The sequence below is a fragment of the Variovorax sp. OAS795 genome (genome assembly GCF_040546685.1).
In the GTDB taxonomy this organism is placed as follows: domain Bacteria; phylum Pseudomonadota; class Gammaproteobacteria; order Burkholderiales; family Burkholderiaceae_C; genus Variovorax.
On sequence record NZ_JBEPOH010000001.1, the window covers coordinates 3310748 to 3327519 of the forward strand.

General features: G+C 67.3%; 17 protein-coding genes. 12 read left to right on the forward strand and 5 right to left on the reverse strand.

Annotated features, from left to right (window positions below; genetic code table 11):
- Positions 1 to 32: 32 nt before the first annotated feature.
- The 6 genes from mltG (at position 33) to ABID97_RS16005 (ending at position 4736) form a co-directional block, all read left to right on the forward strand.
- Positions 33 to 1070, forward strand: coding sequence for an endolytic transglycosylase MltG (gene mltG, locus ABID97_RS15980; RefSeq protein WP_354399423.1), 1038 nt, complete (start codon positions 33 to 35; stop codon positions 1068 to 1070).
- Positions 1067 to 1741, forward strand: coding sequence for a dTMP kinase (gene tmk, locus ABID97_RS15985; RefSeq protein WP_354399424.1), 675 nt, complete (start codon positions 1067 to 1069; stop codon positions 1739 to 1741). Before mltG ends, tmk begins: the two co-directional genes overlap by 4 nt.
- Positions 1738 to 2760 (forward strand): DNA polymerase III delta subunit-related protein, encoded by a 1023-nt coding sequence (locus ABID97_RS15990; RefSeq protein WP_354399425.1) that lies wholly within the window; start codon positions 1738 to 1740, stop codon positions 2758 to 2760. Before tmk ends, ABID97_RS15990 begins: the two co-directional genes overlap by 4 nt.
- Positions 2757 to 3134 carry a PilZ domain-containing protein gene (locus tag ABID97_RS15995; RefSeq protein WP_354399426.1) on the forward strand — a complete coding sequence of 126 codons (378 nt, stop codon included), beginning with the start codon at positions 2757 to 2759 and terminating at the stop codon, positions 3132 to 3134. The genes ABID97_RS15990 and ABID97_RS15995 overlap by 4 nt, the downstream gene beginning before the upstream one ends.
- Positions 3135 to 3252: 118 nt before the next feature.
- The gene (locus tag ABID97_RS16000; RefSeq protein ID WP_354399427.1) at positions 3253 to 4062 is read left to right on the forward strand and encodes a TatD family hydrolase; all 810 of its coding nucleotides are present in this window, start codon (positions 3253 to 3255) and stop codon (positions 4060 to 4062) included.
- The gene (locus ABID97_RS16005; protein WP_354399428.1) at positions 4059 to 4736 is read left to right on the forward strand and encodes an ankyrin repeat domain-containing protein; all 678 of its coding nucleotides are present in this window, start codon (positions 4059 to 4061) and stop codon (positions 4734 to 4736) included. Before ABID97_RS16000 ends, ABID97_RS16005 begins: the two co-directional genes overlap by 4 nt.
- A 183-nt stretch (positions 4737 to 4919) precedes the next feature.
- On the opposite strand, the gene ABID97_RS16010 is transcribed toward ABID97_RS16005, so the two are convergent.
- Positions 4920 to 6308, reverse strand: a complete 1389-nt coding sequence (locus ABID97_RS16010) for an ISNCY family transposase (protein ID WP_503012818.1) — start codon at positions 6306 to 6308, stop codon at positions 4920 to 4922.
- A gap of 196 nt (positions 6309 to 6504) precedes the next feature.
- Between ABID97_RS16010 and ABID97_RS16015 the strand changes: the two genes are divergently transcribed.
- The 6 genes from ABID97_RS16015 to ABID97_RS16040 all read left to right on the forward strand — a co-directional run bounded on the left by ABID97_RS16015 (position 6505) and on the right by ABID97_RS16040 (position 13569).
- Positions 6505 to 6924, forward strand: a complete 420-nt coding sequence (locus tag ABID97_RS16015) for a secondary thiamine-phosphate synthase enzyme YjbQ (protein WP_503012819.1) — start codon at positions 6505 to 6507, stop codon at positions 6922 to 6924.
- Positions 6925 to 7180: 256 nt separating this feature from the next.
- Positions 7181 to 9649: a nitrite reductase large subunit NirB gene (gene nirB / locus ABID97_RS16020; RefSeq protein ID WP_354399430.1), complete on the forward strand. Its 2469-nt coding sequence runs from the start codon at positions 7181 to 7183 to the stop codon at positions 9647 to 9649.
- 17 nt (positions 9650 to 9666) lie between these two features.
- On the forward strand, positions 9667 to 10077 hold the full coding sequence (gene nirD / locus ABID97_RS16025; RefSeq protein ID WP_354399431.1) for a nitrite reductase small subunit NirD: 411 nt from the start codon (positions 9667 to 9669) through the stop codon (positions 10075 to 10077).
- Between the two features lie 81 nt (positions 10078 to 10158).
- Complete coding sequence (gene cobA / locus ABID97_RS16030) at positions 10159 to 10929, forward strand: uroporphyrinogen-III C-methyltransferase (protein ID WP_354401781.1); 771 nt, start codon at positions 10159 to 10161, stop codon at positions 10927 to 10929.
- Between the two features lie 67 nt (positions 10930 to 10996).
- Entirely contained in the window at positions 10997 to 11809 is an 813-nt protein-coding gene (locus ABID97_RS16035; RefSeq protein ID WP_354399432.1) for a formate/nitrite transporter family protein, read from the forward strand.
- 26 nt (positions 11810 to 11835) lie between these two features.
- Positions 11836 to 13569 (forward strand): bifunctional protein-serine/threonine kinase/phosphatase, encoded by a 1734-nt coding sequence (locus tag ABID97_RS16040; RefSeq protein WP_354399433.1) that lies wholly within the window; start codon positions 11836 to 11838, stop codon positions 13567 to 13569.
- A 24-nt stretch (positions 13570 to 13593) separates the two neighbouring features.
- Here ABID97_RS16040 and ABID97_RS16045 read toward each other — a convergent pair whose 3' ends face one another.
- The 4 genes from ABID97_RS16045 to ABID97_RS16060 are packed head-to-tail and all read right to left on the reverse strand — an operon-like array spanning position 13594 to position 16752.
- Positions 13594 to 14376, reverse strand: a complete 783-nt coding sequence (locus ABID97_RS16045; RefSeq protein WP_354399434.1) for an SDR family oxidoreductase — start codon at positions 14374 to 14376, stop codon at positions 13594 to 13596.
- The gene (locus ABID97_RS16050) at positions 14373 to 14945 is read right to left on the reverse strand and encodes a cysteine hydrolase family protein (protein ID WP_354401783.1); all 573 of its coding nucleotides are present in this window, start codon (positions 14943 to 14945) and stop codon (positions 14373 to 14375) included. Before ABID97_RS16050 ends, ABID97_RS16045 begins: the two co-directional genes overlap by 4 nt.
- Positions 14946 to 14965: 20 nt before the next feature.
- Positions 14966 to 15451, reverse strand: coding sequence for an aromatic-ring-hydroxylating dioxygenase subunit beta (locus ABID97_RS16055; RefSeq protein ID WP_354399435.1), 486 nt, complete (start codon positions 15449 to 15451; stop codon positions 14966 to 14968).
- Positions 15448 to 16752: an aromatic ring-hydroxylating dioxygenase subunit alpha gene (locus ABID97_RS16060; protein ID WP_354399436.1), complete on the reverse strand. Its 1305-nt coding sequence runs from the start codon at positions 16750 to 16752 to the stop codon at positions 15448 to 15450. The genes ABID97_RS16055 and ABID97_RS16060 overlap by 4 nt, the downstream gene beginning before the upstream one ends.
- Between the last annotated feature and the right edge of the window lie 20 nt (positions 16753 to 16772).

The window sequence follows — 16772 nt, forward strand, 5'->3', positions numbered from 1 at the left end:
TCGTTTTCTTTTTTCCCTCATTCTTCGGATCCGTGCGCCGCTTCTTCCTCACGCTTTTCCTGCTGGCCGCCCTGGGCGCGCTCGGCCTCGGTGCCGCCGGACTCTGGTGGGTGCACCAGCCGCTCAAGCTGCCCGCGCCCAGCCTCGATCTTTCCGTCGAGCCCGGCACCACGCCGCGCGGCATTGCGCAGGCCGTGGCCGACGCCGGCGCCGACGTGCAGCCGCAGCTGCTGTATCTATGGTTCCGCATTTCGGGCCAGGACCGGCAGATTCGCGCCGGCAGCTACGAGCTGGAGCGTGGCATCACGCCCAAGACGCTGCTCAACGTGCTGGTGCGGGGCGAGGAAGCCACGCGCAGCCTGGTGCTGGTCGAGGGCTGGAACTTCCGTCAGGTGCGTGCCGCGCTCGCCAAGGCCGAGCAGCTCAAGCCCGAGACCGTCGGCATGCCCGACGACGCCCTGATGGCCAAGCTGGGCCGGCCCGGCGTTCACCCGGAAGGCCGCTTCTTCCCGGACACCTACACCTATTCGAAGGGCTCCACCGACATCGCGCTGCTGCAGCGCGCCATGCGGGCCATGGACAAGAAGCTGGAGGCCGCATGGGCGGCCCGGGCGGCCGACCTGCCGATCAAATCGGCCGATGAGGCGCTTGTCCTGGCCAGCATTGTCGAAAAGGAGACAGGCAAGGCCAAGGACCGCGCCGAGATTGCCGCCGTCTTCGTCAACAGGCTGCGCACCGGCATGCCGCTGCAGACCGACCCGACCGTGATCTACGGACTGGGCACCGCCTTCGACGGCAACCTGCGCAAGAAAGACCTGCAGACCGACACGCCCTGGAACACCTACACCCGCGGCGGCCTGCCGCCCACGCCCATCGCCATGCCGGGCAAGGCGGCATTGCTGGCGGCGGTGCAGCCGGCGCAAAGCAAGTCGCTGTACTTCGTCTCGCGCGGCGACGGCACGAGCCAGTTCAGCAGTTCGCTCGACGAGCACAACCGCGCGGTCAACCGCTACCAGCGCGGCGGCGGAAGCGCCAACAGCGGCGATCCCAAACCCAAGGTTGCGCAATGAGCGAAGGCCTGTTTCTCACGCTCGAAGGCATCGACGGGGCGGGCAAGTCCAGCCATCTCGATGCAATGGAAGCGCTTTTCAGGGCGCAGGGCCGCACGGTGGTGCGCACGCGCGAGCCCGGCGGCACGCCGCTCGCCGAGACGCTGCGCGGCCTCATTCTTGAGCAGCCGATGGACCCGCTGACCGAATCGCTGCTGGTGTTCGCGGCGCGCCGCGACCACGTCGCGCAGGTGATCGAGCCGGCGTTGGCGCGCGGCGACGTGGTGCTGTCCGACCGATTCACCGATGCCACCTTTGCCTACCAGGGCGCGGGCCGCGGCTTCGATGCCGAGGTGCTGTCGACGCTGGAACGCTGGGTGCAGGGCAGGGCGGGCCCATCCGGCGCGGCGCGACAGCAGATGCTCCAGCCTCACATCACCTTGTGGTTCGACCTCGCACCCGAGATTGCGGCCCAGCGGCTGGCCGGCGCCCGCCTGCCCGACAAGTTCGAGTCGCAGCCCGTCGAATTCTTCCGGCGTGTCGCGGCGGGCTACGCGGCCCGCGCGGCGGCCGATGCGCAGCGCTTCGTGCGCATCGATGCCAGCCAGGCGCGCGACCAGGTCTGGCAGCAGGTCGAGACCGCGCTGGTTGCGCGCGGTGCCTTCGCACCCGTGAGCGGAGCAGCCCGGTGAGCATGCCCGCGCTGTCGCCCTGGCTGGCGAGTCCGCTGGCGGAACTGCTGCGCCAGCGCGGCCACGCGTGGCTTCTGCAGGGCCCTTCGGGACTGGGCCAATACGAACTCGCGCTGGCGCTGGCCGCCGCCTGGCTGTGCGAACAGCCGAAGGCAGAAGAGGGCGGCACCGCGTGCGGCCAGTGCCCGAGCTGCCATGCCATCGAGGTCCGCACCCATGCCGATCTCTGCGTGCTGATGCCCGAGGTGGCCATGCAGGAACTCGGCTGGCCGCTGGACGAAAAGGCGCAGTCCGACATCGATGACAAGAAGCGCAAGGCCAGCCGCGAGATCCGCGTCGAGGCCATGCGCGATGCCGTCGGCTTTGCCCAGCGCACCAGCGCGCGCGGCCGCGGCAAGGTGGTGCTGGTGTATCCGGCCGAGCGCATGAACACCATCACCGCCAATGCGCTGCTCAAGACACTGGAGGAGCCGGTCGGCGACGTGCGCTTCGTGCTGGCCAGCGAAGCCGCGTGGCAGCTGCTGCCGACCATTCGCAGCCGCTGCCTGGGGTTCACGCTGCCGTGGCCGGCCACGGCCCAGGCCGAAGCCTGGCTGGTGGCGCACGACGTACCGGCTGCCGATGCGCCGGCCCTGCTGCGTGCCGCCGGAGGGCGGCCCAGCGATGCGCTGCGGCAGGCACGCTCGGGCCAGTCGCCCAAGGCCTGGTCGCTGCTGCCCAAGGCCATTTCGCGCGGCGACGTCGCGGCGCTGGCGGACCAGGCGCCCTCGCAGGCCATTGGGGCGCTGCAGAAGCTGTGCCACGACCTGATGGCGGTTGGCAGCGGCGCCGAGCCGCGCTTTTTTGCGCCGGCCGACCTGCCGGCCGCCGTGCCTTCGCACCTCGCGCTGGCGCGCTGGTCGAAGTCGCTTGCCAACGCGGCCCGCACGGCCGAACACCCCTTCAATGCGGGCCTGATGCTGGAAGCGCTTGTGAGCGAGGCGCGAACCACCCTAAACTCTGCTCCTCGCCGACCATGAACCAACCCGCCGCCCCTGCCGCCGCCGCCGCGCCTCAAAGGCCGAGCGTGATCCAGCTTGCCATCAAGGAAAAGGGCGCGCTCTATGCCGCCTACATTCCGCTTTTTGCGGAGGGCGGCATCTTCATTCCGACCTCGCGCGAATACCGGCTTGGCGATGACGTCTATGTGCTGCTCACGCTGCCCGAAGACCCGCAACGCTATCCGGTGGCCGGCAAGGTGGCCTGGATCACGCCGCAGCGCGCTGCCGGCAACAGGGCACCGGGCGTGGGCATCCGGTTCCCGTCGGACGAAAAATCGCGCCAGCTCAAGGCCCGCATCGAGGCGGCGCTCGGCGGCTCCATGGCGTCCGACCGGCCGACGCAGACGATCTAGCCAAAGCCGCGCCCGCGGCTTCGTGCCGACGCGCCAACACCTCCGACCGGAGGCGACACCCGGACCTGCAAGCTGCGTCTTCGGTGTCCCTGGCAGAACAAGCCGGACAATCAGCGCCATGTTCACCGATTCCCACTGCCATCTCACTTTTCCCGAATTCGCGGACCAGATGCCGCAAATCCGCGCCGCCATGGCCGAAGCGCAGGTCGACCGGGCGCTGTGCATCTGCACCAAGCTCGAGGAGTTCGACGACGTTCAGGCGCTGGCCGCCCGCTACGACAACTTCTGGGCCAGCGTGGGCGTGCATCCCGACAACGAGGACATCGCCGAGCCCACGCTGGACGATCTGGTTCGCCGCGCCGCCTTGCCCCGGGTGGTGGCCATCGGCGAAACGGGCCTCGACTACTACCAGATGGAAGAGCGCAAGGGCGGCCGCAGCATTGCCGACATGGAATGGCAGCGCGACCGCTTCCGCGTGCACATCCGCGCGGCGCAGCAGACCCGCCTGCCGCTCATCATCCACACGCGCGAAGCCTCGGCCGACACGCTGGCCATCCTCAGGGAGGAGGGCGAAGACGGCACCGGCCGAGCCGCGGGCGGCGTGTTCCATTGCTTCACCGAAACCGCCGAGGTTGCGCGCGCGGCACTCGACCTGGGCTTCTACATCTCGTTCTCGGGCATCCTGACCTTCAAGAAAGCGCAAGACCTGCGCGACGTGGCGGCCTTCGTGCCGCTCGACCGGATGCTCATCGAAACCGACAGCCCGTATCTCGCGCCGGTGCCGTACCGCGGCAAGACCAACAACCCGTCCTACGTGCCCTTCGTGGCGAAGCAGATCGCCGAACTGCGCAAGCTGCCGCTCGAAACCATCGCCAAGGCCACGAGCGACAATTTCGAAACCCTGTTCAAGGGCGTCAAGACAACATGAACAATTACATGAAGAAGTTCTTATATCTCATTGCCGCAGCAGCGACTTTTTCCGCGCACGCAGGCTCGTTCGAAGACTTTTTCAGGGCTGTGCGCGCCGACAACGCCAGCGGCGTACGCACGCTGCTGAATCGTGGCTTCGACCCCAACACGCGCGACGAGCACGGCCAGACCGGCCTGATCATCGCCTTGCGCGAACCGTCGCCCAAGGTGGCCCAGGTACTGATCGAATCGCCGCAGACCGACGTCGACATCGCCAACGCGAAGGACGAAACGCCACTGATGCTGGCGGCCATCAAGGGCCAGCAGGACGTGGTCACGCAGTTGCTCAAGCGCGACGCGGCGGTGAACAAGACCGGCTGGACGCCGCTGCATTACGCCGCCAGCAGCGGCCAATTGAGCATCATGAAAGTGCTGCTCGACAAGTTTGCGTTCATCGACGCCCAATCGCCCAACGGCACCACGCCGCTCATGATGGCAGCCATGTACGGCTCGACCGAGGCCGTGAAGCTGCTGCTGGCCGAGGGCGCCGACACCGCCATGAAGAACCAGCTCGGCATGACGGCGGTGGACTTTGCCACCAAGGCAAACCGGCCCGAGGCTGCGCAGCTGATTGCCGCCTCGACCGACGCAAAGGCGGGTCCGAAGCCGGTGCCCAAGGACGGCAAGTGGTGAAACCCGAGGCACCACGCCAAGTCGAACCGCGAAGCGGGTGTCGCTGAACTCCTGCACACCCTCGATTGTCAAGGCCAAGTTCAGATGTCGCACTGCCAGCCAAATAGAAATGTCGCATTTCTGCTTTTTGGATGGACCCGGTGAACGCCGTGACTGCCTTGCCTTTGAGCCTGCGCAGGCCTTTCAGCCGGAGGCCAACACGGTTGTTTTCTTGGGTGCCCGGCAGACCGCTCTGACCGCTTCGTCGAGGTCCTGTGACGTGAACTGCCTGGACCGTTTGGTCCCTGGCAAAGCCTTGGTGGAGTAGGGCGCCTGCCCCTGATTCGTGCGCGAGGGCGTACTGGATTTTCTTCTGTCGTCACGCTGCGCCTGGATCACCAGCGCAGCCTGCAGTGCGTGGCTCAGGCGCTTGTTCTCGACGATGGCGGCGGTGTCGACCTGTGGCAATCGGTCATAGCGCTCGTAGACCAGGTTTGCACCGTCGGCTCGCAGCTCAATCCGGCCATCCGGGTACTCGAAGACATCGATGTAGCGATGGATCAGCTTGCGGTTGGCTGGCGTGTCCTTGAGCAGGTAGATCACCCGGTCGTGCTGCAGCGTGAGCGACAGCGACACCTTGCGCTGCAGCCGCCAAGTGAACAGCAGATCCAGATCTTCATCATCGCGCACAGGACGGTGGGCATCGAACTCGCGCAGCGGCGCCTTGGCGAAACGCGCGTTGAAGTCGGCAATGAAGTGCGGTGCGAACGCATTGGCCGCTTCGCGCGTGTTGATCCCACGCAGGCGCAGTTCCTTCACCAGGCGGTCCTGCAATGTGAGGTTGGCACGCTCTACACGGCCCTTGGCCTGGCTCGTGTTGGCACACATGATGTCGATGTTCAGCTCGAAGAGAACGCGTCCGAACTGCGTCGTGCCGCGGCCGAAATCGGTCGAGTCGCGCACTGAGCGGAAGATGCTCGCCTTGTCGCTGTAGAACGCTACGGGCTTGCCATGCTGCTCGATATAGCCTCGCGTGGCTTCGAAGTACGCGAAGGCCGACTCGGTCGGCACGAAGTGCAGCTGCATCAGCTGGCTGGTGGCGTCGTCGATGAACACCAGCAGTGTGCACGCCGGCGCACGATCCTCGAACCAGGCATGGTCGCTGCCGTCGATCTGGATCAGTTCGCCTCGGCAGGATCGACGGTTGCGCGGCTGGTGGATCTTGGGGGCGCGCTGCCTGCGCGGCGTCCACAAGCCTGTAGCGACCATCAGCGCCCGAACCGTTTCCTTGCTGAGCGCAATCCCGTGGCATTCCTGCAGCTTCTCGGTGGCCAGCGTCGGGCCGAAGTCGGCATAGCGCTCGCGGATGAGCATGATGGCACGCTCGGCAATGCCAGGAGCCAGCTGGTTGTTGCTGGGTCGCCCGCGCTTGCGTGAGACCAGACCGGAGGGCCCGTCGTCCAGATATCGACCCACCAGCCGCTCGACCTGCCTTCGGCTCATGCCGAGGCGCTGCGCGGCCTGGCCGACCCGCAGCATCCGGTCGACCACCGCCTGAATCGTCTTGAGCCGATCGGCTTCGCGCATCGTCATCGTGATCGTCGCTGCAGATGTCGCCATGGCCATGCCTTCGAGCTCGGGGCGGCCAACTTTGCGACATTTGAACTTTGCTGGAATGCGACATTACAACTTTGCTCCCACACTCGATGGATAACACAATGTGCATTATGTTAAATGACTTGTGTGACGATGCAGACGGCAGGTCCAGGGCCAAGGACCTTGTGTGATGCTGAGCCAGGCCACCACCACTCTCGACTTCGATACCGCTGGCCGTGGCCTGCTGGACATCACCGCGGCCGTCGAGCGATGGGTGCAAGGCACCGGCCGGCGAAACGGATTGCTGACGCTCTTCATCCGCCACACCTCGGCCAGCTTGCTGGTGCAGGAAAACGCCGATCCCGAGGTGCAGGCGGATCTCGAGCGCTTCTTTGCCCGGCTGGTGCCCGACGGCGATCCGCTCTTCAGGCATCGCGACGAAGGCCCCGATGACATGCCGGCCCATGTGCGTGCAGCGCTCACCGCGGTCCAGCTTTCCATTCCGGTGATCGATGGCCGCATGGTGCTGGGCACCTGGCAGGGCATCTATCTGTGGGAACACCGCAAGCGGCCGCATCGACGGCAGGTGGTCTTGCACCTGATCGGGTTGTAGCGGCGCCCTGCCCCCGGCTTTGCCCCCAGGCACGCTCCTTGCGTGACTGATGGCACACGGTGTAACGAAGCACTGTTTTGGTGAGGTTTCCGCGGTCTGCGGATTCCCGGAGCGTAAAGAAGCGCCCAGCACCCCGCCCGCGCTCCGCGAGCATCCCCAAACCCGAACCCCTCCGTCGATGCGGCCCCGCAAGGGCTGCGTCCTGCCGCTGCATTTTTTGATTCGAACCCGCTGATTCCCCGAAAGGCCCCACCCCATGCACAAACTCAAGCTCGTGATGGTCGGCAACGGCATGGCCGGCGTGCGCACGCTGGAGGAGCTGTTGAAGCTCGCCCCGGACATGTACGACATCACCGTCTTCGGTGCCGAGCCGCACCCCAACTACAACCGCATCCTCCTGTCGCCCGTGCTCGCCGGCGAGCAGACCGTGGACGAGATCGTGCTCAACAGCTGGGAGTGGTACGCCGAGAACCACATCACCCTGCACGCCGGCAAGAAGGTGGTCGAGGTCGACCGCGTCAAGCGCATCGTGCGCGCCGTGGATGCCCAGGGCGGCGTCACCGAGGCCGCCTACGACCGCCTCCTCATGTGCACCGGCTCCAACCCCTTCATGCTCCCCGTGCCCGGCAAGGACCTGAAGGGCGTCATCGCCTACCGCGACATCGCCGACACCGACTACATGATCGAGACCGCGCGCACCCACAAGAACGCGGTCGTCATCGGCGGGGGTCTCCTGGGTCTGGAGGCGGCCAACGGCCTGATGCTGCGCGGCATGAACGTCACCGTGGTGCACGTCATGCCCTGGCTCATGGAACGCCAGCTCGACGACGTGGCCGGCAAGCTGCTGCAGAAGTCGCTCGAAGACCGCGGCCTGAAGTTCCTTATCGGCGCCCAGACCCAGGAGCTGGTGGGCAACGACCAGGGCCGCGTGTCCGCCATCCGCTTCAAGGACGGCACCGAAGTGGCCGCCGACCTGGTCGTCATGGCCGTGGGCATCCGGCCCAACACCGAGCTGGCCGAGAAGATGCGCCTGCACTGCCACCGCGGCATCGTGGTCACCGACACCCTGCAGACCGTGACCGATGCGCGCATCTACTCGGTGGGCGAATGCGCGGCCCACCGCGGCATCGCCTACGGGCTGGTGGCCCCTCTCTTCGAGCAGGCCAAGGTCGCGGCCAACCACCTGGCCCAGTTCGGCATCGGGCGCTACCTGGGCTCGCTCACCTCCACCAAGCTCAAGGTCACCGGCATCGACCTCTTCTCGGCCGGCGAGTTCATGGGCGGCGAAGGCACCGAGGAGATCGTCATGAGCGACCCCTTCGGCGGGGTCTACAAGAAACTCGTGATCAAGGACGACAAGCTGGTGGGCGCGTGCCTGTACGGCGACACGGTGGACGGCAGCTGGTACTTCAAGCTCCTGCGCGACGGGCGCAGCGTGCACGACATCCGCGACAAGCTGATGTTCGGCGAATCCAACATCGGCGACACCGGCCACGAGGGCCACAGCAAGGCCGCCAGCATGCCCGACGAGGCCGAGGTGTGCGGCTGCAACGGCGTGACCAAGGGCACCATCTGCAAGGCGATCAAGGAAAAGGGCCTGTTCACGCTGGACGAGGTCAAGAAGCACACCAAGGCCAGCGCCAGCTGCGGCTCCTGCACGGGTCTCGTGGAGCAGATCCTGATGTTCACCGCCGGCGGCGACTACTCGGCCACGCCCAAGAAGAAGGCCGTGTGCGGCTGCACCGACGCGAACCACCAGGAGGTGCGCGAGGCCATCCGGAAGGAACACTACCTCACCCATGACGAGGTCTACCGCAACCTGGGCTGGCGCACGCCCGACGGCTGCGCGACCTGCCGCCCGGCGGTCAACTACTACCTGATCAGCACCTGGCCCAAGGAGGCCCGGGACGATCCGCAGAGCCGCTTCATCAACGAGCGCAGCCACGCCAACATCCAGAAGGACGGCACCTACTCGGTGATCCCGCGCATGTGGGGCGGCCACACCACGCCCGACGAGCTGCGGCGCATCGCGGATGCGGCCGACAAGTACCAGATCCCGACGGTGAAGGTCACGGGCGGCCAGCGCATCGACCTGCTGGGGGTGAAGAAGGAAGACCTGGAGGGCGTGTGGAAGGACATCGGCATGCCCTCGGGCTTTGCGTATGCCAAGAGCCTGCGCACGGTGAAGACCTGCGTGGGCAGCGAGTGGTGCCGCTTCGGCACCCAGGACTCCACCCAGATGGGCAAGGACCTGGAGCGGGCGCTGTGGGCGATGTATTCGCCGCACAAGGTCAAGCTGGCGGTATCGGGCTGCCCGCGCAACTGCGCCGAGGCGGGAATCAAGGACGTGGGCGTGATCGGGGTGGATTCGGGCTGGGAGCTGTATGTGGGGGGCAACGGCGGCATCAAGACGGAGGTGGCGCAGTTCCTGGTGAAGGTGAAGACGGCCCAGGAAGTGATGGAGTACTCGGGCGCGTTCCTGCAGCTGTACCGCGAGGAAGGCTGGTACCTGGAGCGCACGGTGCACTACATCGGGCGGGTCGGGCTGGACTACGTGAAGAAGAAGATCCTCGAAGACACGGAAGGCCGCAAGCAACTGTGGGAGCGGCTGCAGTTCGCGCTGGACGGGGAGCCCGATCCGTGGTTCGCCTCGAGCCAGGCATCGGTGGATGTGCGGCAGTTCACGCCCGTGGCTGTCGTGGACGAAGCAACCCAGGCAGCGTGATCGAAGGAGCAACAGCCATGAACGACAACAACGAATGGAAAGTCATCTGCCGCGTGGAAGACATCCCGGTGCTGGGCGCCCGCCGCGTGGCGCGCCCGGTGGGGGTGGACGTGGCGGTGTTCCGCAATGCCGAGAACCAGGTGTTCGCGCTGCTCGATCGCTGCCCGCACAAGGGCGGCCCTTTGAGCCAGGGCATCGTGTTCGGCACCAGCGTGGCGTGCCCGCTGCACAACTGGGCCATCGGCCTGGACGACGGCTGCGCCAAGTCGCCCGACGAAGGATGCACGCCGAGGTTTGCGGTGAAAGTGGCCGAGGGCGTGGTGCACCTGGATGCAAGCGAGCTCGCCACGCACGCGGTGGACCTGGAGCGCCCCGTCGCAGGCCCCGCAAGCCGCGCCTGCCTTCAAGCCGAAGACAGCGCCGCCTGACACGCCGAGCAACAAACCATGAGCCTCCTCACCCTCACCTCCCCGTCCGCCGCGAACGACCGCAGCGCCGGCGCGCAGCCGATGCCGGGCCGCTGCACGCTCGTGGGCGCTGGCCCCGGCGATCCTGAATTGCTCACGCTGAAGGCGCTCAAGGCCATCCAGTCGGCCACGGTGCTGCTCGTCGACGACCTCGTCGGCGACGACATCGTCGCCATGGCGTCGCCCGGCGCGCGCGTGATCCACGTCGGCAAGCGCGGCGGCTGCAAGAGCACGCCGCAGAGCTTCATCGAACGGCTGATGATCATGGCCGTTCGCGAAGGCGAGCACGTGGTGCGCCTCAAGGGCGGCGACCCCTTCATCTTCGGCCGCGGCGGCGAAGAGGTCGAGCACCTGGCGGAAGCCGGCATCCACGTCGAGGTGGTGAACGGCATCACGGCCGGGCTGGCCGGGCTGACGTCGCTCGGTGTGCCGCTCACGCACCGCGCGCATGCGCAGGGCGTGGTGTTCATCACCGGACATGCCAAGCCCGGCGCGCCCGGGCCCGACTGGCGCACGCTGGCCGCCACCGCCCATTCGGCAAGGCTCACGCTGGTGATCTACATGGGCGTGTCCAGCGCCGGGTCGATCCAGGACGAACTGCTGGGCGGGCTGCCGGCAGAGACGCCCGTCGCCGTGGTGCAGCACGCCAGCCTGCCTTCGCAGCGGCACGCGGTCGGCACGCTCGCGACGCTGCAGCACACCATTTCCGCCAACGGCCTCGGCAGCCCGTCGGTCATCGTGGTGGGCGACGTGCTGCAGGGCCTGGCCGCCGCAAGCTCCCCCGCGCATCCCGCGCTGGAGAAGGCCGCCTGAGGGGGCGGCCTCCCCTCGCCTGTTGTTCTTCCATCTCCGCTTCTCCAATCCAAACCAAAGCAACGCCATGGCCTATCTCCTGCCTTCCGAATTCGTCACCAAGATGGTGGACGCCGGTGAGTCCAAGATCTTCATGTCCACGCGGGACACGCTGATCCGCGCCTTCATGGCGGGCGCCATCCTTGCGCTCGCGGCCGTATTCGCGGTAACCATCAACGTGCAGACCGGCTATTCGATCATCGGCGCGATCCTGTTCCCGGTCGGCTTCTGCATGCTGTACCTGCTCGGCTTCGACCTCCTGACCGGCGTGTTCGTGCTGACGCCGCTCGCGCTCATCGACAAGCGGCCCGGCGTCACCATGGGCGGCGTGCTGCGCAACTGGGGCCTGGTCTTCGTCGGCAACTTCCTCGGCGCCTTCCTCGTCGCGGTGCTGATGGCGATCGTCTTCACCTTCGGCTTCACGAGCCCGCCGGACAAGGTGGGCCAGGTGATCGCCACCATCGGCGAGGCGCGCACGCTGGGCTATTCCAACCACGGTGCGGCCGGCATGCTGACGCTCTTCGTGCGCGGCATGCTGTGCAACTGGATGGTGTCGACCGGCGTGGTGGGTGCGATGATCTCGACCTCGGTCACGGGCAAGGTGCTGGCCATGTGGATGCCGATCATGGTGTTCTTCTTCATGGTGTTCGAACACTCGGTGGTCAACATGTTCCTGTTTCCGTCGGCCCTGCTCATGGGCGGCAATTTTTCGATCATGGACTACATCATCTGGAACGAGATCCCCACGGTGCTGGGCAACCTCGTCGGCGGCCTGTCGTTCACCGGCCTGACGCTCTACGCGACCCACGTGCGGACGGCGCCCAAGCGCGTCGCCCGCTGAGCCACCCGGCCGCACTCGCCGCCCCGATGCATTCCGGTCTCGCGATCTCGATCGGACAGCACTCCGACAAGGGTCGCAAGGACGCCAACCAGGACTTCCACGGCGCCGCGCTGCCCGAGGCAGCGGCGCGCCATGCGAAGGGCGTGGCCATCGCCATTGCGGACGGCATCAGCAGCAGCGATGTGAGCCACGTGGCCAGCGAGTCGGCGGTCAGGAGCTTCCTGACCGACTACTACTGCACCTCGGACGCATGGAGCGTGAGCCGCTCGGCGCAGCGCGTGCTCACCGCCACCAACGCCTGGCTGCATGCACAGACGCAGGGCGGCCGCGGCCGGTTCGACAAGGACCGCGGCTACGTCTGCACCTTCAGCGCGCTGGTCCTCAAGTCGACCACGGCACATGTCTTCCACGTGGGCGACACGCGCGTCATCCGATGGCATGCGGATGCGCTGGAGCCGCTGACCGAAGACCACCGCGTGCTGGTGGCCGACGGCCACAGCTACCTGAGCCGTGCGCTGGGCGTCGGCCCGCATGTGGAGATCGACTACCAGGCGGTGGCGATCGAGAAAGGCGATGTCTTCTTGCTGACCTCGGACGGCGTCCATGAGCACGTGGACGCCGCCGCCATCGGGGCTGCGCTCGCGGACCATCCGCACGACCTCGATGCCGCGGCAAGGCGCATCGCCGAGGAAGCGTTCCGGCGCGGCAGCCCGGACAACCTGACGGTGCAGGTCGTGCGCATCGACGCACTGCCCGACGGCGAGTTCAACGAATTGCAGGCCCAGCGCGCGGCACTGCAGCTGCCGCCCGTGCTCGAGGCGCGCATGCGTTTCGACGGCTATACGATCGTGCGCGACCTGCACCGCAGCCACCGCAGCCACATCTACTTGGCGGTGGACGACGAGACCGGCCAGCGCGTGGTGCTCAAGACGCCTTCCATCGACCTGCAGAACGACGAGGCCCACCTGGACCGCTTCCTGCTGGAGGAATGGGTCGCGAGGCGCATCGCCAGCGCACACGTGCTCAAGCCGCATGTGCCGGACCGCAAGCGCAACTACCTCTACGTGGCGATGGAATTCGTCGACGGCCAGACGCTGGCACAGTGGATGGTCGACAACCCGCGGCCCAGCCTGGAGTCGGTGCGCCGCATCGTGGAGCAGCTGGCCAAGGGCCTGCAGGCATTCCACCGCATGGAGATGCTGCACCAGGACCTGCGGCCCGAGAACGTGATGATCGACCGCACCGGCACCGTGCGCATCATCGACTTCGGATCGGCCTGGGTGGCGGGCCTCGGCGAAGGCGCGCGCGCCGAGCCCGACGCCATACTGGGCACGGTGCAGTACACCGCGCCCGAATACTTCCTGGGCGACGGCGGCTCCGCGCGGTCCGACCTGTTCTCGCTGGCCGTCATCGTCTACCAGATGCTGACCGGGCGGCTGCCGTACGGCGCCGAGGCCGCGCGCATCCGCACGCGGGCCGACCAGCGCAACCTGCAGTACCGCTCCGCGCTCGATGCGCAACGCGCCATTCCGGCATGGATCGACGAAGTACTGCGCAAGGCGCTGCACCCCAACCCGCAAAAGCGCCATGAGGCCCTGTCGGAATTCGTGCAGGACCTGCGGCAGCCGCACCCCGACTTCCTCAGCCGTCGCGGCACGCCGCTGGTCGAGAAGAACCCCGTGGTGTTCTGGAAATGCGCCACCTTGGTGCTGGGCATCGCGCTGGTGGTGCTGCTCGGGGTGATGAGCCTGCGAGGCTGAGGCGGGCGCGCTCCCCCGGGCGGGTCAGGAAGCGAACCAATCGCCGGCCGCCCTCCCCTGGTCGGGGCCGAGCATCGAGAAGCCGCCATCGACCGGGATGTCGGCGCCGGTGACGAAGCGTGCGGCGTCCGAGCAAAGAAAGAGCACCACCTGCGCGACGTCGCTCGCGTCGCCCGCCCGGCCCAGTGGATGCATCGGCGCCGCGACGCGGTCGGCATGTGCGCGGTCGCCGCCGGCCATGCGCGACAGCGCGTCCGACCAGGTCCAGCCCGGAGACACCGAGTTGACCCGCACGCCGCGCGCCGCGAGCGTCGCGGCCTGGTTGCGCGTGAGCTGCAGGATGGCGGCCTTCGCCGCGGGGTACAGCGCGCGGTTCGCGGTGCCGAACTTGCCGCCCACGCTGCCCATGTTCACGACGGCGCCGCGCTGCAAGGCGAGTGCGTCGGCCGCCTTCTGCACCAGCAGTGCGCCGGAAACCAGGTTGACGTCGAGCGCCCGCAGCCATTCGCCGCGTGTGGCCGCGAGCCCGCTGTCGCCATAGACCACGGCGTTGTTGACGAGGAAATCGATCCGGCCTTCCGTGGCGAGCACGCCGGGCACGAGCCCGTCGAGCGCCGCGTCGGAGGCGATGTCGCACGGCACGAAGCGGCAGCGCGGGCCAAGCTCGGCTTGCAGCGCCTGGCCGCGCGCGGTGTCGATGTCGACCGCCACCACCTGCGCACCGGCATGCACCATGGCACGGACGATGGCGCTGCCGAGCATGGCCGCGGCGCCGGTGACGATGGCAACCTTGCTTTCCAGTGTCATTGCGTTCCCTTCATTTGCGCGATGGCGGCATCGACCTGCACCACGTCCGCCAGCATGGCCAGCGTTTCCAGGCTGGCCGCATGCAGGTGCGGCTGGGCGGTGCTGCAGGCGTCGGCCACCACGGTGACGTCATAGCCCAGGTCGCTGGCATGCCGCGCGCCGTGTTCGACCACGTGGTTGGTGGCGATGCCCGCCAGGTACAGCCGCGTGGCACCGGTAAGCCGCACAGCCTCTTCGAGACCGCTGCCCCAGAAGGGGTTGTTGCGCTTGTGGGTGATCACGGTTTCGCCAGGCAGCGGGGCCAGCTGGGCGTAGAACTCCGCACCCCATTGCCCTTCGACGACGGCGCCCGTCTCTGCCACGCGCCGGAACAGCATGCAGTTGCGCAGGCAGTCCGAATAGTCGGGCGCGAACGCGATGCGCACCGAGATCACGGGCACTCCGTGGGCACGCGCCGCCGCAACCAGCCGCGCGGCCGAGGCGATGAGGCGCGGGCGCGCCGGATCGTCTGCGGCCACGCCCACGCGCACCTTGCCGTCGGGGTGCAGCACGTCGTTCTGGTAGTGCATGGCCAGCAATGCGGCTTGGGTCACATGAACACCTGCAGGGCTTCGTGCGGCGCATCGCAGTTGACGAGATCGATGCGCTTCATCCGGATGCGCCATTCTCCGCCCTCGCGTTCGAGCGTGTGCAGCACGCTGCCGCCGAAGGCCCGCTGCTCGGTCTTGCGCCATTCGAGCAGCATGAACGCCGAGCGCACCATGCAGCCCGTGTCGCTGCGCGATTCGAGCGCGACGTTGCCCAGCACGTGCACGGTGCGGGTGGCGGGTTGCTGCGAATAGGCGCGCGCCTGGTCGAGCCGCCGCGCACGCATCGATCGCAGCAAGGCGTCCTCGCAGAACAGCGAGGCATGGTTCAGGTGATCGGCCTGGCCGTGGACCAGCGGGACCCAGTACAGGCCGTCGGGCGTGAAGAGCCGCTGCCATTCGTCCCAGCGGTGTTCGTCGAGCAGGCGCGCCTCGTGAAAGAGGAATCCGCTGATCTCCTGCTGCTCTTGCCAGTTGCTGAAGTTCATTCGGCGTCTCCGGCGCGCACGCCCATGTACGAAGCCCAGGCGGCGAACATGTTGCGCGCGGGCATCTCGCTGTTGCCGTTGGAAGCGCGCCCGCCCGGCAAGGCCTGGTCGCGCCCGGCCGCGCGGTGCATGCTGACCCAATCGCCGCCGTCGGAGGTCAGGCCTTCCTGCACGCGGTTGTAGGCTTCGAGGTCGTCGGGCATCACGTTGGACGACGGCGAATTGACGATGTTGGTGTACTTGAGCGTGCGCTGGAACGTGGCCTCGGGCGCACCCTTCAGGCGGAAGCTGAAGATCTCCACCAGCGTGCGGTCGACCGACAGCGGCCTGATCACCCGGATCTGCTGGAACGAGGTGTGCGGCGAGCAGCTGGGATACACGATGGTGTTGTGCCGGTTCACGCGCAAGATTTCGTCCGCACGCGCAGCGCCCTGGCTGGCCTCCAGCGCCGCCACGTAGGCGCGGCTCACCGGATCGGTGGGCGGCACGAAGATGCCTTCCATGAAGCCGTGGCCACGGTCGTAGCCCTTGAGCTCGAGCTTCTCCCAGAAATCCAGCGGCTCGCCGTTGCCGTCGACGATCACCACTTCGAAGGGCTTGGGCGTGCCCGCGGGCATCGACTCGAATTCTTCCTTCGCCGCGCGCCACGACGACTCGTGCGTGGCCACGGCGTGGATGGTGTCGTGCAGGTTCTCGAAGAAGATCTTCCAGTTGTTGCGCTGGATCACGCGCTGCACGCCGCCGGCCACTTCAACCTCGCCGTCGGGCGCGCGGTCGCAGAAGTTGTCGAGCGAGGTGGCCACGCCGCCGAGAAATTCGCCCAGTTCCGGCCCGTCGGCCGAAAGGCTCGCGAACACGAAGCCGCGGTGGCTGGCCACGCGCGCCACCTTGCGCACCGAATACTGCGGGTCCTTCAGGTCGAGCCGCGTGTCTTCGTAGCCGCTGCGCAGCGGCACCGACAGCAGGCTGCCGTCGCACTTGAAGGTCCAGCCGTGATAGAGGCAGCGCAGGAACTTGCCGGCGCTGCCGCTGCCGTCGGGAACGATCTTCGCGCCCTTGTGGGGGCAGCGGTTGTACATCACGTGCACTTCGCCGTCGGTGTGCCGCACCATCACCACGGGTTCGCGGCCGAGCCGGGTCGTGAAATAGTCGCCGGTGTTGGGCACCTGGCTTTCGTGGCCGACGTACAGCCAGGCCTGGCCGAAGACGCGGTCCATCTCCAGCTCGAAGATGGCCGGGTCGGTGTAGACGCGCTTGTGCACGCGGTCAGGCTGCACGAGCGCCTGCAGGTCGATGGTCATTGGGGGTCTCCTGAAAAACG

What these genes read in the sequence shown, in the direction of transcription:
- ABID97_RS16035 (WP_354399432.1), top strand. Translation starts at nt 10,997, where the DNA reads ATGGCCTATCTCCTGCCTTCCGAATTCGTCACCAAGATGGTGGACGCC.
- ABID97_RS16000 (WP_354399427.1), top strand. Translation starts at nt 3,253, where the DNA reads ATGTTCACCGATTCCCACTGCCATCTCACTTTTCCCGAATTCGCGGAC.
- nirD (WP_354399431.1), top strand. Translation starts at nt 9,667, where the DNA reads ATGAACGACAACAACGAATGGAAAGTCATCTGCCGCGTGGAAGACATC.
- ABID97_RS16040 (WP_354399433.1), top strand. Translation starts at nt 11,836, where the DNA reads ATGCATTCCGGTCTCGCGATCTCGATCGGACAGCACTCCGACAAGGGT.
- tmk (WP_354399424.1), top strand. Translation starts at nt 1,067, where the DNA reads ATGAGCGAAGGCCTGTTTCTCACGCTCGAAGGCATCGACGGGGCGGGC.
- ABID97_RS16045 (WP_354399434.1), bottom strand. Translation starts at nt 14,376, where the DNA reads ATGACACTGGAAAGCAAGGTTGCCATCGTCACCGGCGCCGCGGCCATG.
- ABID97_RS16050 (WP_354401783.1), bottom strand. Translation starts at nt 14,945, where the DNA reads ATGCACTACCAGAACGACGTGCTGCACCCCGACGGCAAGGTGCGCGTG.
- ABID97_RS16060 (WP_354399436.1), bottom strand. Translation starts at nt 16,752, where the DNA reads ATGACCATCGACCTGCAGGCGCTCGTGCAGCCTGACCGCGTGCACAAG.
- ABID97_RS15995 (WP_354399426.1), top strand. Translation starts at nt 2,757, where the DNA reads ATGAACCAACCCGCCGCCCCTGCCGCCGCCGCCGCGCCTCAAAGGCCG.
- ABID97_RS16010 (WP_503012818.1), bottom strand. Translation starts at nt 6,308, where the DNA reads ATGACGATGCGCGAAGCCGATCGGCTCAAGACGATTCAGGCGGTGGTC.
- nirB (WP_354399430.1), top strand. Translation starts at nt 7,181, where the DNA reads ATGCACAAACTCAAGCTCGTGATGGTCGGCAACGGCATGGCCGGCGTG.
- cobA (WP_354401781.1), top strand. Translation starts at nt 10,159, where the DNA reads ATGCCGGGCCGCTGCACGCTCGTGGGCGCTGGCCCCGGCGATCCTGAA.
- ABID97_RS16055 (WP_354399435.1), bottom strand. Translation starts at nt 15,451, where the DNA reads ATGAACTTCAGCAACTGGCAAGAGCAGCAGGAGATCAGCGGATTCCTC.
- ABID97_RS16005 (WP_354399428.1), top strand. Translation starts at nt 4,059, where the DNA reads ATGAACAATTACATGAAGAAGTTCTTATATCTCATTGCCGCAGCAGCG.